This window comes from Acidilobus aceticus (assembly GCF_055392325.1).
On sequence record NZ_AP042407.1, the window covers coordinates 1,246,351 to 1,262,040 of the forward strand.

Consider the following 15,690-nt stretch of genomic DNA (forward strand, 5'->3'; position numbering starts at 1 on the left):
TAAAACGTCTACTCAGAGCTAAGGTGCCTACGCCCTGACCTCTCGGTAACACACTTTAAGCCTCCCGAGGCACGTCTCCCAGGGAAGTTACATGAGCGAGGAGGGCGGCAAAGGAAGGAGGAGGATGGATCTCCCAAAGAGACGCGAGGACCTGGAAAGGATATCTGAAGAAGTTGAGGCCAGGGAGCACTCGGAGATGGAGGAAGAGCATCACCACCATCATCATGAGGAGGAAGTGGAGGACGTGGTCTCCGTCCTTGAGCTTCTGGTAGACTCGCTGAACGCGAACTACAAGAGCCTGGAGTCTACGGTTAACATTCACTCTGATGAGATAATAAGGATATACAAGATATTGGCCAAGATAGTGGAGGCGTGCGGGGAAACGGATCCCTCAGCCCGGGAGAAGAGCCTTAAGGAGGCAGTAGAGCTCCTTCAGCCTCCAGTTAAGGCCTAGATTGACTTATCTATTACTACGAAGTCCCTGCTCCTCAGCTTTAGGATGCCATATATGAACCCAAAGCCTTCGAGCATCCAGAAGGCTGGTACTGCCAGGAGATACCTAAGCTTGCCGGCCCTCCTGACCCCATAGATGTATACGAACCAGTAGGCTGCGCTGGTGGGCGCCGCCAGCAGTAGCAGGAGAAGGGAGTGGGTCAGGGGCACAAGGACCCACAGGCCTACGATGCCCACGGTCCTCAGGAACGACTTAATGAAGGTCATCAGCTTCATAGAGTTTGGCACTCTCTTCCAGCTCTCAAGTATTCCCGCGTGCCACCTGCTCCTCTGCCTAATGAAGTCCTTCACCGAGTTGGGGCTGAGTATGCTCACCCTGGTCCTGCTCTGCCACGTGCGACCCCCAAGCCTCAGGACCTCGGCGGCGAACATGTAGTCCTCCACCCTGCTGGGCACGTTGAAGGCGTTACTCTTCAGCAGGAAGGAGCCCTTTACTCCCAGCAGTTCGCCGTGGAGGCCCACGTAGGGCCTCTTTACGAGTCCTGTGAAGAGCCTGAAGAAGGAGATGTCGTCAAGGAACCTTGTGAAGTCCATTATAAATGTCAGGTAGGACCTCCCCCTGCGTGGCATGAGGACGGGGTTAAAGGCCACGAAGCCTCTCCTCTCGTAGTAAGGTATCTCGTAGAGGAAGCTGTCGTCAAGGACAAGGTTATCATCATCAAGAAAGACATACCACATGTCAGGCCTTACGTAGTTTTCCACAAAGTACCTCAGGGCCCTTCCCTTGCCGAACAGGTCCCTTCTGTAATCCTTAGGTACGACGACCACGTTGATCCAGTTCAGGCTCTTCAGGTAGCCCTCTAAAGGCGCGCCCTCATCAATCACTACATATATTGGAATGTTCAGGAACCTGTTGTGGTTCAGGGACATTATGAGCGAGTCCCTGACCTTCTCATCAGCTACGGAAGGTATCACTAGGGCCACGTTATTGGCCTTTGTTGGACTCCTCTTCGCGGAGTACGCGGTGAGGGCTATGAGAAGCACTATGAGGTAAACGCTCAGCATGCCCCAGTCGACCGCAATTGCGTACTTGACGTAGGGCTCTGACTGAGGTATTTGAAGCGATGAAACTATTTCCTGCACCGTGTCCGTGGCGAAGACACCTGTAGAAGATGTTAAGGGGTGAAATATATTAACCTAAGCAGCTGCTCGGCAGGGTCACTTATGGCTTAGGCGTACTCACGCCACGTGTAGCCGCACTTGGTGCACCTGTAGAACCTGGTAGGCGGCTCATCCGCGGCCCTGGTCTGCATCATCCACGCCAGCACTTCGTCGTTGCCGCACCTAGGGCACCTGACGCTGCCCTTAAGCACCTGAGCCGTGGGCGGCGGCGCGTTTGCATCGACTACTATTATTCTCTCCTTAGGCGTGTGGGCAACCCTCTCAGTGAAGCTGAGCGGGGTGGCAACGCGCGCCTTGCTGGGCACCTCCTCCTCATAGCCGCACTTGGGGCAAACGAACACTAACTTGCCGTTGATGGACTTCGGCCTCATTAGCGTGCCGCACCTTGGACAGAACTTCATCTGCTGTGCCATGCTTCCTGCCCCGTCAGCCTCTGGCAGAGGTATAAATTACAAGTTAAATAGGTTAACACAGCCCTTGGCGGTTACTGGCCGCTGAACCTGAAAGCTGCCAGCGAGGCCTTTCTAATGGCGTCCTCGAGCTCCTTGTCACTGATGCCCTTCCTCACCCTTCCAGACGCTATGTTCTCATGGCCTCCCAGGTCCTCTATTACGCCCTGCTTGAAGAGCTCCTCGGCTATCCTCATGGCCTCCCCGTGGCCGCTCCTTATTATTAGGAGCTCCGTGTCGTCGCCCTTTGAAACAAGGAGGGCCACGGTGCCCCTGGTGATCTTATAAAGGGCTGAAGCTAACGCCGAGGCCCCGCTCTTGTTCCACTTGCCCCTGGCATCAACCAGCTTCAGGAAGCCCACGGCCTTAGCTGTCATGGCCAGCCCCGTGGCCACCTCCTTTATTTCCTTGTCGCTCCTCTCGGAGACCTCAAGGCCCTTTGACACTAGGTTCTCATAATCCCTGGCTGACGGCACTACTGAGACCTCAAAGGGCAACACGCTCGAGGCCCACTGTACGTACTTTCTCCAGAGCTCAGGGTCCTTGGACTGGTTTATTGCCTTAGATATGGAGGCCGCCAGCTTTACCATGCCTTCAGTTGCGCTTCTGTTGTTTCTGCTCAGCCAGCCGCCCCCCTCAAGCACGGCCGCGCTCGACACGAGGTCCTTAAGCCTTGGAGTCAGCTTGACGCCTAGTGACTCCAGGAAGACCTTTACAAGCACCGAGGTGGGCGAGAGCCCTATGAATGTAACGGCCGAGTACTTGCCCTCTATGTACGTGCTCTTCTCTATGGTTATCTTGTGATGGTCAAAGTAGTAGATCTTAGGCCTGCAGCCGCTTGCCGTCAGCTGATCTAAGGACGCCTCTACCTCCTGAGTGAACGGTATGTCCAATATTATAACGTAGTCCCAGCAGCCTCCCTTAAAGGCCTCAGACATGGTCCTTGGGCTCGCGGGCCGGAGCTCTGTCGGACACTTATTACCCTTTATGGGAAAGGCCTTTGCAACCTCGTTGGCATAGACCATCTCAGCTGATGCGATGATTCCGTCTGCGTCCCAGTCGCCAACTATCAGTATCTTAGGGCATTGTTCGCTCATTGCGGCTCTAAAACCTCCTGCCCCGGCGGAGCCCCAGTTCACTTTACATGTCCAGCAATGAAAAGCGTTTTTAATTGTTATCGCTTTAAAGAGTTAAAGCTTAGGCCTTACAGCATCGCACGTTCCTTTGCAGAGCCCCTCAGGCAACAGGACTAGCTCCCCCTCAAGTCCTTTGAAGCTATAGTAGGTCTGAGCCGAGTAGCACATAGCAACAAGGGCCGCCACCGCGGCGTCCACCTCGTGCCTGTTAGACATGGATCCCGGAAGCGCCTCAAGGTCAAGGCTTCTTATAACGTCACGCACATCAGCGCAGCCGCTTGACTTAACCGCGCTGGCGGGGTGGGTCTCTATAACTTTAATACCAAGACTAGATAGGGTATGGGCTATTCTCATGCCCCTGATGGCAAGCAACCTCATAGATCGCATCGTTAAGGGGAGCAGCCTAAAGCCCTTTGACATGGCTGCCAGCTCAAAGTCCCTAAAGGGTCCTTTTCCAAGGCTAAGCGGCGAGTCCAGGGCCACAACTTCGGGGGACGCCGTCACTACGAAGTTCAAAATCTCCTCATCAGTGTGGACGCTTTTAGTAGAGATGCTTCGGCCCCTCACAACGGCCAGCCCCGTTACCCCTTTCGGGCTGGCCGCCAGGTCTATGCCAACAAAGGACGGCATCAGGGCGTTAGCCTCTCTGGGTCCCTTGGGAGCAGCCTGGCCTCCCTCACGTTATCAAGGTTAAGGAACTGTTTAACTATCCTCTCCAGCCCAAGGCCCGCCCCGCCGTGCGGAGGCGCCCCGTACTTGAAGAAGTTCAAGTAGAACTGGAACCTCTCAGGGTTCAGGCCCTTGTCCCTGAGGTTCGCGAGCAGCTGGTCATACCTGTGCTCCCTCTGGCTGCCGGTGGCTATCTCAAGGCCCCTGAAGAGGAGGTCGAAGCCCAGCGTCCACTCCGGCTCCTGGGGCTTCCTCATCGTGTAGAAGGGCCTGACCTTCCACGGGTACTCGGTGACGAAGATGAAGTCGCTGTCGTACTCCTTAAGGACATAGTCGCCGAGCTCGCGCTCCGCCTGGGGGTCAAGGTCCTCCATGTAGGGCAGCTGGTGGTTGTACCTCTCTTTGAGGACCTCGTACGCCTCCCTTATGGTTATACGGGGTACCTTGGACGGCACCCTGAGCGTCAGGTCGAAGTAGTTGCGGACAGTCTTAATGGAGTCGTCAGCCTCCGCCTCCTTAGCGAGGTACCTGAAGAAGGACTCAAGCATGTTCATTACATCCTCCGGCCCCTCTATGAAGCCCATCTCTATGTCAAGCCCATGAAACTCCGTTAAGTGCTTCACGGTGTGGTGGGCCTCGGCCCTGAAGACAGGGCCCACCTCGAAGACCCTCTCAAGGCCTGCTATGACCGCCATCTGCTTATAGAACTGGGGGCTCTGGGCCAGGTAAGCCTCCCTGCCAAAGTATATCACGGGGAAGACCTCGGCTCCGCCCTCGGTGCCGGCAGCCACTATCTTAGGCGTGAACACCTCGACGAAGCCGTTCTGCCTGAAGAACTCCCTGAACTTGTTGGCGACCCATGATTCAAACTGGAAGACGGCTGACACCTTAAGGTTCCTGACGTCGAGCCACCTGTAGTCAAGTCTCACGTTGAGCTGGGCCTCGGTGCTCGTGGCCGGTTCAAGGGGTATGGGCTCCACAGGCTTTGAGAGGACCTGAATGCCTGAGGCCTGCAGCTCGTACTTCAGCTTGCTCTTGCTTTCAACAAGGGTGCCCTCAAAGCAGGCCACGGTTTCCTTGACAAGCTCCTTAGAGGTTTCTATGGCAGTCTCGGGGGTCACGCCTTTCTTTATAACGACCTGAAGGACGCCGCTCCTGTCCCTGAGCAGCACAAACCTGACGCCGCCCAGGTCCCTTATGTTGTCGACCCAGCCGCACACCCTGATTTTCTGGCCTAGTAGGCTGTTAGCCCTGTCGTATACCTGGGAAATGAAGCTGTCCTTTAGCACGCTGGCCCCCGCGTCGCACGCCGGTGAGCATATTTTTAAGCTTGATAGGGACCATACGTTCTGCATTTTAAGGTTAAAAATGTGGGGCTATTAATAAAATATCTGTGGGACTTATGCCATCAGTAAAGCTTACCAGCCTAAGTGAGGCAGCTGGTCTAGTGAGAGACAACGATGAGGTTACTATAAGCGGCATGACGTTCTTTAGAAACCCAATGGCATTAATATCCGCAATAATAAGGGCTGGCGTAAGGGGCCTCTCGTTCGTTGACAGAGAGCCAGGTCTTGGCCTCGACATTATGGTAGCCTCAGGCGCTGTTAACAGGGTTAGGGCTGCTATGGCAACTTTTGAGCATTACGGCCTGGCGCCTACGGTGAGGAGGAAAGCTGAGGAGGGTGCCATAAGCTACCTGGAGGACACCTGCGGGGCTGTAATAGCCGGCCTCAGGGCCGGCGCTCAGGGAGTCCCATTCATGCCCACAAGGGGCGTCGTGGGCTCTGACCTGCTCAAAATACATGAAGCAGCTGGCACGTGGAAGGTCATAGAGGACCCATTTACTGGGGAGAAGCTAGTCGCGGTAAGGTCCATAGAGCCTGACGTCGCGTTGATTCACGTTCACGTGAGTGACGAGTACGGCAATGCGATGATAATGGGACCGCGGTTCGAGGACGAGCTGAAGATAAGGGCTGCCAAGAGGGTTATACTATCTGCTGAGAAGGTGGTCGGCAGCGAGGAGCTTAGAAAACTGACCAGGGACCTGGGCCTGACGCTCTCAGCGACCTCGCTGTACGTCTCAGCCGTGGTCAGGGCCCCTGAGGGTGCGTGGCCCACGGGAGTCTATGGGCTCTACGAGCCTGATTACGGAGCCATAGAGGCCTACTACAAGGCTGCCAAACAGGGGTTAGCAGCGAATTGGATCAGGGACAACCTGTTGAGGAGGTGGCAATGATGTCGAGTAGGCCGACGGACCTTATGATAAAATGTATGGCGAGCTTTATACGTGATGGCGACTACGTATATCACGGCCTGGACAGCATACTTCCAGCTCTTGCCATGGTATATGCTGCCAGGTACCTTAAGAGGGACTTTGTATGGCACAGCGTAGGCGAGTCTTTCATGCCTGACCCCGCGAGGGTTGCGGTGAGGCCTTCCACCGGCGACCCCTCCATGGAGCCCGACCCAGTGGGGTTCTTCACTACTATAGACTCCTTTGACATAGCTGCCAAGGGTAGGATGGACCTGATGTTCTTTGGCGCGGCCCAGGTGGACGAGAGCGGGAACATAAACTTGACGACCATAGGCAGCTACGAGAGGCCCAAGGTGAAGCTCCCAGGGGGCGCGGCGGCCGCGTATTTGTTCCCGCTGGTGAGGAAAATAGTCGTGTGGGCAAGGCATGAGCCCAGGGTGCTGGTTCATAGGGTTGACTTCGTCACGGGGAGCGGCGAGGAGAGGCTCAGGAGGGGGCTGCCGCTTTACCTGTGCACTAACAAGGCCCTCATAGAGTTCACCCGAGAGGGGCCCGTGCTCAGGTCCCTGTTGTATGGCTTCACTGTGGACGACGTCCTGAAGTCCGCATCAATGAGAATAGCGGTGCCTGACAAGGTCGGGGTGATATCCCCTCTCAGTGAGGAGGAGCTGAGGGTCATCTCAGAGGCGGACCGCGGCAGGCTAAGGTATGAGGAGGGCTACGGCTAACCGTAGTACGCTTTGAAGCCGACTCTAACCGATTGGGAGGGCTCAATGATGGTGAGGCCCATGCGATTATGGTAGGCGTCAGGGGCCCCACTCATGGGCTCTATGGCCACGGAGCCCTTAATTCCAGTGTATATCTGGAAATACTTCATACTGTCGCTTACTACCCTGACGGCCTCCCTGCCATCTACTATGAGCTTGACTAGGCCTGAGGGAACGAGGAAGCAGTCATCATACTCTCCGTCATCGCCAAACTCGTAATAGTAGAGCTTCCCCGTTGGTATCTTGTCAACGGCCTCGCACCTGAAGGCCTCCGCCTCTACCCTCCACGGCAGGCTGCCGACGGCGAAGTAGGGGTGCCAACCCACGACTAAGGGCGCCCTCCTGGGTCCTAGGTTCCTGATCACGGCCTCGGCCGTCAGGAGGCCCTCGCTAATGGAATACGTGACCTGTACGTTGAGCTGTGAGGGGTAGCCTGGGTGAGAGAGCACGGTCTCAAGCGTCACGGAGTCCGCAGATGAGCTGATAACCTTGAACTCCCTGTCGAGAAGCAGGCCATGAATGGCGTTTCCTTCGCTGTTGCGGGGCAGGCTGTATATAATTCCGTCAAAGACGTAAGTTGCGCCCTTGACCCTATTGGCGAACGGCGCAAGGAAGGCCATGCCTGCCTTTGTTGGTGTGGAGGGGTCTCCCTCCGTTATTACAGCCCTCCCACGGTGCCTGAGAGCTGCCAGGTAGGCGCCTTTTTCATGTATGACTGCCTCGTCACCGCCGCTCTGAAGCCTTATCAACGACTTTCACCCAGAGAAGGCAGTTAAAACAGATTATTTTAAAGCTAAGAATGATAGTCTGGTGGGCTAAGTGTAAATAAGGCCCTGGGTCCTCGTTAAGGGTGGCGGATGAGGAGAACTTACCCGACTTAGCGGTGCTGAGGGGCTCAGGGTTCCCGACGCCGTAGGTTTTAACTAAAAGCCTTCAAAAGGTTCGGCTTTTGCGCAGGCAGAGAGGCCAGCGAGTCGTGAGGCCGAGGAAACTGCTGATAGTAGATGGTTACAACGACGAGCCAGGAGGCCTGGGAGTGCCTCCATACATAGACGTGTATGCCAGATACATAGCTGGGGCCGTGTTTGACGTCGATAAGGCTGCCAAGGTTCACTACATAACAATTGATGAGCTGAGGCAGAGGCCCAACCCGGCCCAGCTGCTGAGGCTTTATGAGGCCGTAATATTCATAGCCGGTGTTGTAGTTCCAGGAAAGTACATAGGCGGTAGGCCTGCAACGGCCGAGGAGCTGGCCTCCATAGCCTCGTCGCTTGAGGGCCCGCTCAAGGTCCTGGTGGGCCCAGCCGCGAGGTGGGGCATGGGGCCCGAGGGCGGCTCAGCGGGCTACCCTCCCTCGTTCTTTAAGGCTCACGGCTTTGACGTTCTCGTCACGGGCGACCCGGAGGAGTACGTCTACGACCTTGTTAAGTATGGTGAGGAGGTCGCGTCGCCGAGGGCTATCAGGGAGGACTATAGCAAGGTTAACAGGTTCGCGGTCCTCGGCGCTAGCATAGTAAGGTTTCACCCCAACTTCGGCAAGAACCTCATAGCAGAGATAGAGACCTACAGGGGCTGCGCCAGGTGGGTCAGCGGCGGCTGCTCCTTCTGCGTTGAGCCCCTCAGGGGCAGGCCAATAGCCAGGGACCCCATGGCAATAGTTAAGGAGATAAGAGCGCTTTACGAGGTTGGTGTCAGGAACTTCAGGCTGGGGAGGCAGGCAGACATACTGGTCTATAACTCAAGCCAGCTGGGCTCTGAGGAGTGGCCGAGGCCCTCGCCGCAGGAGCTTGAGAGGCTCTTTCATGGTATTCGCACGGAGGCCCCTAACCTTGAGGTACTTCACATAGACAACGTTAACCCGGGCACCATAGCCAGGTACCCGGAGGAGTCGACTGAGGCCCTCAAGGTAATAGTTAAGTACCACACGCCTGGGGACGTGGCGGCCCTGGGCGTCGAGAGCGTTGATCCTCAGGTAGTTAAGCTCAATAACTTAAAGGTGACCGCTGATGATGCCTTGAAGGCCATAGAGATAATAAACAAGGTAGGGGCCTCAAGGGGTTACAACGGGCTTCCTGAGCTGCTTCCAGGAATAAACTTCATCCTGGGCCTGCCCGGCGAGAGGAGGGAGAGCTATAGGCTTAACAGGGAGTTCCTCGAGGAGATCCTGAGAAGGAGGCTGCTCGTCAGGAGGGTCAACGTGAGGAAGATACTCGCGCTGCCCACCACGAGGGTCTACAACATGAGGTGGGGGATAAGCAGAAAGCTTGAGGCCGAGGCCAAGTCCTTCACTTACTTCGTGAGGCACGTCTTTGACAGGATGGAGCTGTCCTGGGTAGCGCCGAAGGGCACCATCATGAAGAGCCTCTGGGTCGAGGAGTGCGAGCTGGGCTACTGCTACGCGAGGCAGGTTGGCAGCTACCCGCTCATGGTTATGATAAGGGGAAGCTACCCGAAGCTACAGTACATAGATGCAGTCAGGGTTGAGGGGGTTCACTCAGCAAGGGCCGTGGAGGGAAGCGTCATACAGCCTGAGCCTGGTTAGCCCTGGGAAGCTCAAGGCCGAGCTCGTAGGAGACAAGCCTTAAGGCCAGCACAGTCACAAGCCCAAAGGCCGAGGCATATACCTTGGAGAGCTCCTGCGCAAGGTAGTAGACAACGCCTCCAGCGGCAGCGGCGGTGGCGTAGATCTCCCTCCTGAGCACCATAGGGATCTCCCCTACCAGCACGTCCCTGAGCGCTCCACCGCCCGTGCCCACCAAGGTCGCAATTATGGCAACGGCCACTACGTTCAACCCCCTTGAGGTGGCCAAGTAAGCCCCGAAGACGGCAAAGTCCGCGAGGCCTATCGCGTCGGCGACGAAGAGGGCCTTTGCAGTTGAGGGCCTCTGCAAAGCCCTCCAGAAGTAGAAGACGCCTATGGAGACCGCTATCGACATTAACAGGTCGAGGGGGTCCTTAAGCACGAGCGGAGGCACCATGCCTAGGAGGACCTCGGCTATTATTCCGCCAGCATAGCTGGTTACGAGCCCAAGCACCGCGACGCCAAATATGTCCAGGCCCTTCCTGACGCCCTTAAGGGCGCCAGAGGCTGAGAAGCTCACTATGCCTATATAGTTAAGCAGCCCGAGCAGCGAGACCATACCGCGTCGCCTTTAAAAGCGCAGAAGGCGCGCTTTTCAGATCTACTTGTCCAATGGCCTCAGGTGCTATATTTAACCCTTCGTTTAGGCATATAAGTTATATAGGGGCTAAGAGTTGCAGGGACAGGACGAGGAAGGGGAGGCCAGCTCCTTCATTGTCAAGAGGAAGGTTCAGATAACTGGCGGCTCGACCTATATAGTCTCTCTTCCTAAAGAGTGGGCTAAGGTGCTCAATATAGACAAGGGCTCAGAGGTTCTCCTCGAACTAAACCCAGAGGGGTGGATAAGGCTTAGGTCGCCGAACTCCGCCTCAAGGAGCGTTGAGAGGGCTACTGAAGTAGTGCTGAGGCCTAACCTGAGCGACGCGGTGCTATCCATGCAGATAATATCAGCTTACCTGGCGGGCTACGACACCATAAATATAAAGTTCGACACCCAGATGGCCGAGGCCGCTGAAAGAATAGCTAACTTCGTGAGAACCAAGACTATAGGCCTTGAGCTGCTGGAGGAGTCCAACGATCAGCTAACCTTGAAGACGGTGGTGGACCTCACCTCCATATCGGCTCACACTGCAGTGGAGAACATGATAAGGGTAGTGAAGTCCATGATAACTGACCTCTCGGACGTGATTGAGGGCTTAAAGCAGAGGGACCTCCTTGACGCAATAATAAGGCGCGACGATATAGTAGATAAGCTCTACCTCTATATATTCAAGCAGCTGAACCTCGCGCTCCAGGGCCTGATGAGCCCCAAGGAGCTTGGCATGAACGCGCTGGCAGAAGCTATAAACCTCTACACGATGGTCAAAAGCCTTGAGCGCATAGCTGACCAAGTCGTCTCAATAGCCCAGTGGCTCCTTGACTATAACGGCCAGCTGACCCCCGAGATAAGGCAGCTCTTTGACAAGGTGAAGCTGAGCGTCCTCAGCTCCATAGACCTCATAAACACGCTCTCGCAGGAGCAGATACTCCTCATGTATGAGTCCCTTCACAGGGAGGCCGTGTGGGTGGCGGAGCTCTACTCAAAGGCCAGGGCCTCTGGCTGTGCCAACGAGTGCTACCCAATATTTGACGGCGCCAGGAGGATAGTGGCGCAGACGATAGATCTGCTCGAGGCCATGATGGGCCTGAACGCCCTAAGGAGCCTTGAGAACAGAAGGGCGTTCGCGTCCTGAAAGAAAAGAATAAAACGCCCTTATCTTTGAGTTGTGCGGGGGTGCAGGTTCCCTTTGGGGAATGTTCGAGGGAGGAGCTTGAGGAGCTTCTGCGGCTTCTGAGGCTCTCCAGGCTTTCCTTTGAGGAGGATGAACTTCAACAGCTCTGCGTTGATGTAAGTAACATCAGGTCGCTGCTTTCAAGGGTTTCGAAGTACAGGGACTTCAGGGTGGAGCCTCTCTATAATGTTTGGGACGAGACGCTGTCGCCGCCTCAGCAGGTGGCCGAGAGGCGCATTACAATAACGTGGCTTCCTGAGGATCGCCTTAAGGATGGCATGGTCAGGGTGCCGTGGAGGGGCGGGTAACGATGAAGGCAAGGACCGCCGCTTCTGTGCTCTCAGAGGTGCTCTCGGGTTCTAAGACGCCGGAGGAGCACGTTATGGAGGTATATGAAGCTATTGAGAGGTGGGAGCCAAAAGTCAAGGGCTTCATAACCCTGCTTGACAGGGATGTGGTGATCAAAAGGGCGAAGGAAGTTGAGAGGGAGCTCAGGGAGGGCCGCAAGCTCCCACTTGCAGGCTTAGTTGTTGCAGTTAAAGACAACATATCAACAAGCTTCGCGCCGACCACTGCAGGCTCAAGGATCCTCTCGGGGTACGTGCCGCCATTTAATGCAACCGTTGTTGAGAGGCTCCTGGAAGCGGGGGCCATAATAATAGGAAAGACCAACATGGACGAGTTCGCGATGGGCAGCACCACGGAGCTCAGCGGCTTCTGGCCAACGCGTAACCCCTGGGATCTAGACAGGGTGCCAGGGGGAAGCAGTGGCGGCTCCGCCGCGGCGCTGGCCTATGGCGGCGCCGACCTGGCCCTGGGAAGTGACACAGGAGGCTCCGTCAGGCTCCCCGCTGCTTACACTGGCACGGTGGGGCTTAAGCCGACGTATGGCCTCGTGAGCAGGTACGGCCTCATACCGTATGCCAACAGCCTGGAGCAGATAAGCCCTATGGCCAGGTCCGTGAGGGACGTCGCGTTGCTCCTCGAAGTGATAGCAGGTCACGACCCTCGCGACGCTACCAGCTTAACTATTGACAGGATCAGCTTAAGCTCTACGCCTTCGCCGAACCCCAAGGACTTTCGCATATGCGTTCCCCATGAGATGATAGACGGCTCGGACGCCCCCGTGAGAGGAACCATAATTAAACTCCTTGACAGGCTGCAGTCCGAGGGCGTCGAGGTAAACTACGACGCGTCTCTTCCCTCAGCTGCCGACGCGCTGCCCATATACTATACAATAGCCTTGGCCGAGGCCGCGAGCAACCTGGCCAGGTATGACGGCAAGCTTTACCCCTTCGCTGAGCTGAGGCCCAACTACACGGAGACGGTAACCGCCACCCGTGCCAGGGGCTTCGGCAGGGAGGTCAAGAGGAGGATAGTGCTGGGAGTTATGGCCCTGAGCGAGGGCTACCGCGACGAGTTCTACGTGGCAGCGGCCAAGGGCAGAAGGCTGTTGAGGGACGAGGTCCTAAGACTTACCAGGAACTGCGTAGTTGCGGGCTCCGTGAGCCCAACGCTGCCGCCCAGGATAGGCGAAAGGATAACGGACCCGCTCAAGCTGTACGCCCTTGACGTCTACACGGTAATTGCTAACCTGGCCGGAGTCCCCTCCCTTGCCATGCCTGCAGGCTTCTACAGTGATCTGCCTGTTGGTGTGCAGTTCATGGGAGGCCCTCTTGAAGAGGCCAAGCTGGTAGCCCTGGGCGAGCTCGTTGAAAGCGTTACAGGGCTCGGGGGTGTGATGGCATGAGCTACCTGCCCTTCAAGATAGGCCTTGAAATACACTTACAGCTCACCGAGGCCGGGACCAAGCTGTTCTGCGACTGCAGGTCAAATTACAGGGGCATGGCGCCGAACAGTAACGTGTGCCCAGTGTGCATGGGCCTCCCAGGCGCTTTACCTGTGCCAAGGAGGCAGCCGCTCAGGTTCGCCACAGCCCTCTCCATGCTCATGAACTGTGAGATGCCGCCAGCGATGATATTCACGAGGAAGCACTACTTCTACCCAGACCTGCCCAAGAACTACCAGATAACGCAGTACCAGGGCGGTGGCGGCGCCCCCATATGTCTTAGGGGCAGGGCTAGGTACTACGACCCTGACGCTGACGGGTGGCGCGAGGTCACAATAAGGAGGATAAACGTAGAGGAGGACCCCGGCAGGACTGAGTACGATGGCACGATAACGTCGAGCGAGAACGCCTATATAGACTACAACAGGAGTGGGGTACCCCTAGTGGAGGTCGTCACGGAGCCGGAGCTGAGGAGCCCCAGGGATGTAAGAAGGTTCGTGGAGTACCTGCTGCTCATCATGGAGTACATAGGCGCCACTAACCCGCGCCTTGACGGAGCCTTCAGGGTCGACGCAAACGTCAGCGTTGAGGGCGGCGAGAGGGTGGAGATTAAGAACATAGGGAGCACCCTTGACCTGGAGAGGGCCATAAGGTATGAGCTGTTCAGGGAGAGCAAGCTCGTCTCCCAGGGAGGCCGTGTAGAGAGGGAGACGAGGGGCTGGGACCCCGTTAGAAAGGTCACTAAGCCACAGAGGGCTAAGGAGACTGAGGAGGAGTACCTGTACTTCCCAGACCCAGACATACCTCCGGTGCCCATGAAGGAGCTCATAGAGGAGGCCAGGTCGCTGATGCTCAGGGACCCCGCCAAATTCATGGATGTCATAACGGCCCATGGAGTGCCCAGAAGGCAGGCGTGGAGCATAGTGCTCTACAGGCCGGCCCTCTCGGTTTACTTGAGCGCCGTGGAGAAGGGAGCGGATCCGCTTATAGTAGCCAGAATGATAGCTGTTGACCTCAAGGGCCTCATGAAGAAGCAGGGTGTGGACCCGCACGAGGACAGCTCATGGCCTTCGCCAGAGACCATAGCCGCTCTAGCCGAGCTCATCAGTCGGGGCGAATACACCTACGATGAGATTAAGTATAACGCGTTGCCGCAGCTGGCTGCAAACCCTGAGACACCCATTGAGAGGCTGCTGCCTCCCAGGCTGAGCGACCTAAGCGAGGTAATCACAGCCGTCCTGTCTAAGGAGAAGAAAGCGGTTAAAGACTACCTAAGTGGCAGGGAGGAGGCCCTCGACTACCTGGTTGGCTCAGCGCTCAAGATGAGGAGGGGCTACGCCGTTGACCCTAAGCTTGTGCGCAGCGTCATACTCAAGGAACTAAGGCAGCTTCAAGGTAACAATAAGGACAACTGAGGCCTCCACTGTTAAGATTAATACATAGAAGTTAAAGCCTTGCTGTGGGCCAAGACGCTGGGAGGCAAGTATGGAGGAGAAGCAGGACTTCGTGTGGCCAGATTATACTACTGAGAGCAACCTGTACTCCGTCTCATGTGGCCTTGCGGAGTTCTTTGGTGTCAAAAGGCAGTGTATAGGCAAGAGCTTTGAGATAACTGGCAGGAGGCTGGTACTTATATACCTTGACGCGCTCAGCTGGGACCTCTTCGTGGAGTCGGGAGTCAAGGTGTCAGGCTCTGTAACTAGGGCTACGACTGTGTTCCCATCAACAACTGCCGCGGCCTTGAGCACCTTAATGACGGCCCAGTCGCCGGGCGAGCACGGTCTAGTGGGCTACACGGTCTTCAATAAAAGGCTCGGCGGCGTGATAAACGGAATAAAGTACTCGTATATGGCTGAGAGCGGGTCCGGTACCATAGATTATATGCCGCTTCAGAGGGCGTTTCCCGTCAAGCCATGGCTTGCTGAGAGCTCAGCCAAGGTGTTGGCGCTCATGTCAAGCGGCGCCGCCAGCGGGGAGCTCACCAGGACCTACTTGAACACCAGGCCTCAGGAGGGCCTAACTAAGATAAAGTCCCACTCCAACTCGTTTGAGATGGTGGCCTCCCTCAGGGAGGCTTTAGAGGGTGAGCCCTACGACCTCATATACGTGTACTATGATAACCCTGACCACATAGGGCACGGCTATGGCTTTAGGAGCCAGCACAGGGACCTGATACTTGAGGAGCTCAGGCTTACCTTGACGCACTTGGACGAGCTCGCCCAGAAGTACAAGGACAGGTACACGTTCCTGCTGCTGTCAGATCACGGTCAAGTAACCGTGAACAACGTCTATGTGTTTAACAATGACGAGGAGTTACTTAAGGTGCTTGAGGTGCCTCCCTACGGCGACTCAAGGGCCGTCTGGTTCAGGACCCGGGAGAACATAAGGGACATGCTAAAGTCCAAGTATAAGCTCGAGGTGATGAGCAAGCAGGAGGTCATAGAGAGCGGCATACTTGGCAGGGTCGACAGCTTTGTAGCTGATAATATACTGGGTGACTACCTGGGCGTGGCGACGGACCCGGCCTCCAAGTACCACTACTCTTACAGGGATGACGACCCTGCCCTGAGGCTCAGGGGCAACCACAGCGGAATGACGCCTGAAGAGATGTACATACCCCTGGTGATCTGGCAGTAAC

Annotated in this window: 16 protein-coding genes; 9 read left to right on the forward strand and 7 right to left on the reverse strand. The window is 56.2% G+C overall.

From position 1 onward, the window contains the following. Nucleotides 1-91: 91 nt before the first annotated feature. Nucleotides 92-454, forward strand: a complete 363-nt coding sequence (locus tag ACZ5OO_RS06540; RefSeq protein WP_013266372.1) for a hypothetical protein — start codon at nt 92-94, stop codon at nt 452-454. Here the strand turns inward: ACZ5OO_RS06540 and ACZ5OO_RS06545 are convergent. The 5 genes from ACZ5OO_RS06545 to aspS form a co-directional block, all read right to left on the reverse strand. Next, complete coding sequence (locus ACZ5OO_RS06545; protein WP_464078065.1) at nt 451-1,596, reverse strand: glycosyltransferase family 2 protein; 1,146 nt, start codon at nt 1,594-1,596, stop codon at nt 451-453. The two genes, ACZ5OO_RS06540 and ACZ5OO_RS06545, sit on opposite strands and share 4 nt — an antisense overlap. 86 nt (nt 1,597-1,682) lie before the next feature. Further along, the gene (locus tag ACZ5OO_RS06550) at nt 1,683-2,036 is read right to left on the reverse strand and encodes a transcription factor S (RefSeq protein ID WP_013266374.1); all 354 of its coding nucleotides are present in this window, start codon (nt 2,034-2,036) and stop codon (nt 1,683-1,685) included. Nucleotides 2,037-2,119: 83 nt separating this feature from the next. Continuing rightward, nucleotides 2,120-3,181 carry a phosphoesterase gene (locus tag ACZ5OO_RS06555; protein ID WP_464078066.1) on the reverse strand — a complete coding sequence of 354 codons (1,062 nt, stop codon included), beginning with the start codon at nt 3,179-3,181 and terminating at the stop codon, nt 2,120-2,122. Nucleotides 3,182-3,274: 93 nt separating this feature from the next. Next, on the reverse strand, nt 3,275-3,850 hold the full coding sequence (locus ACZ5OO_RS06560) for a DUF429 domain-containing protein (protein WP_464078067.1): 576 nt from the start codon (nt 3,848-3,850) through the stop codon (nt 3,275-3,277). Next, on the reverse strand, nt 3,850-5,178 hold the full coding sequence (gene aspS, locus ACZ5OO_RS06565; protein WP_464078068.1) for an aspartate--tRNA(Asn) ligase: 1,329 nt from the start codon (nt 5,176-5,178) through the stop codon (nt 3,850-3,852). Before aspS ends, ACZ5OO_RS06560 begins: the two co-directional genes overlap by 1 nt. A gap of 113 nt (nt 5,179-5,291) precedes the next feature. Between aspS and ACZ5OO_RS06570 the strand changes: the two genes are divergently transcribed. Both ACZ5OO_RS06570 and ACZ5OO_RS06575 read left to right on the forward strand, forming a co-directional pair. Further along, a complete protein-coding gene (locus ACZ5OO_RS06570) occupies nt 5,292-6,125 on the forward strand; it encodes a CoA transferase subunit A (protein ID WP_464078569.1) in 834 nt (277 codons plus the stop codon). After that, nucleotides 6,125-6,871, forward strand: a complete 747-nt coding sequence (locus ACZ5OO_RS06575) for a CoA-transferase subunit beta (RefSeq protein ID WP_464078069.1) — start codon at nt 6,125-6,127, stop codon at nt 6,869-6,871. The genes ACZ5OO_RS06570 and ACZ5OO_RS06575 overlap by 1 nt, the downstream gene beginning before the upstream one ends. Here the strand turns inward: ACZ5OO_RS06575 and ACZ5OO_RS06580 are convergent. Next, on the reverse strand, nt 6,868-7,659 hold the full coding sequence (locus tag ACZ5OO_RS06580) for an aldose epimerase family protein (RefSeq protein WP_464078070.1): 792 nt from the start codon (nt 7,657-7,659) through the stop codon (nt 6,868-6,870). The two genes, ACZ5OO_RS06575 and ACZ5OO_RS06580, sit on opposite strands and share 4 nt — an antisense overlap. Nucleotides 7,660-7,859: 200 nt before the next feature. Between ACZ5OO_RS06580 and ACZ5OO_RS06585 the strand changes: the two genes are divergently transcribed. Further along, on the forward strand, nt 7,860-9,452 hold the full coding sequence (locus ACZ5OO_RS06585; RefSeq protein WP_464078071.1) for a radical SAM protein: 1,593 nt from the start codon (nt 7,860-7,862) through the stop codon (nt 9,450-9,452). Here the strand turns inward: ACZ5OO_RS06585 and ACZ5OO_RS06590 are convergent. Further along, on the reverse strand, nt 9,430-10,050 hold the full coding sequence (locus ACZ5OO_RS06590; RefSeq protein ID WP_013266382.1) for a trimeric intracellular cation channel family protein: 621 nt from the start codon (nt 10,048-10,050) through the stop codon (nt 9,430-9,432). The genes ACZ5OO_RS06585 and ACZ5OO_RS06590 overlap by 23 nt on opposite strands. Before the next feature lie 115 nt (nt 10,051-10,165). Between ACZ5OO_RS06590 and ACZ5OO_RS06595 the strand changes: the two genes are divergently transcribed. From ACZ5OO_RS06595 to ACZ5OO_RS06615, 5 genes are all read left to right on the forward strand, one after another. Next, nucleotides 10,166-11,224, forward strand: coding sequence for a phosphate signaling complex PhoU family protein (locus ACZ5OO_RS06595; protein WP_013266383.1), 1,059 nt, complete (start codon nt 10,166-10,168; stop codon nt 11,222-11,224). A 41-nt stretch (nt 11,225-11,265) separates the two neighbouring features. After that, the gene (locus ACZ5OO_RS06600) at nt 11,266-11,571 is read left to right on the forward strand and encodes a hypothetical protein (RefSeq protein ID WP_013266384.1); all 306 of its coding nucleotides are present in this window, start codon (nt 11,266-11,268) and stop codon (nt 11,569-11,571) included. Between the two features lie 2 nt (nt 11,572-11,573). Next, complete coding sequence (gene gatA, locus ACZ5OO_RS06605; protein WP_464078072.1) at nt 11,574-13,013, forward strand: Asp-tRNA(Asn)/Glu-tRNA(Gln) amidotransferase subunit GatA; 1,440 nt, start codon at nt 11,574-11,576, stop codon at nt 13,011-13,013. Next, on the forward strand, nt 13,010-14,467 hold the full coding sequence (gatB, locus tag ACZ5OO_RS06610) for an Asp-tRNA(Asn)/Glu-tRNA(Gln) amidotransferase subunit GatB (RefSeq protein WP_464078073.1): 1,458 nt from the start codon (nt 13,010-13,012) through the stop codon (nt 14,465-14,467). Before gatA ends, gatB begins: the two co-directional genes overlap by 4 nt. 70 nt (nt 14,468-14,537) lie before the next feature. Beyond that, nucleotides 14,538-15,689 carry an alkaline phosphatase family protein gene (locus ACZ5OO_RS06615; protein ID WP_464078074.1) on the forward strand — a complete coding sequence of 384 codons (1,152 nt, stop codon included), beginning with the start codon at nt 14,538-14,540 and terminating at the stop codon, nt 15,687-15,689. The last annotated feature ends 1 nt before the right edge of the window (nt 15,690 follow it).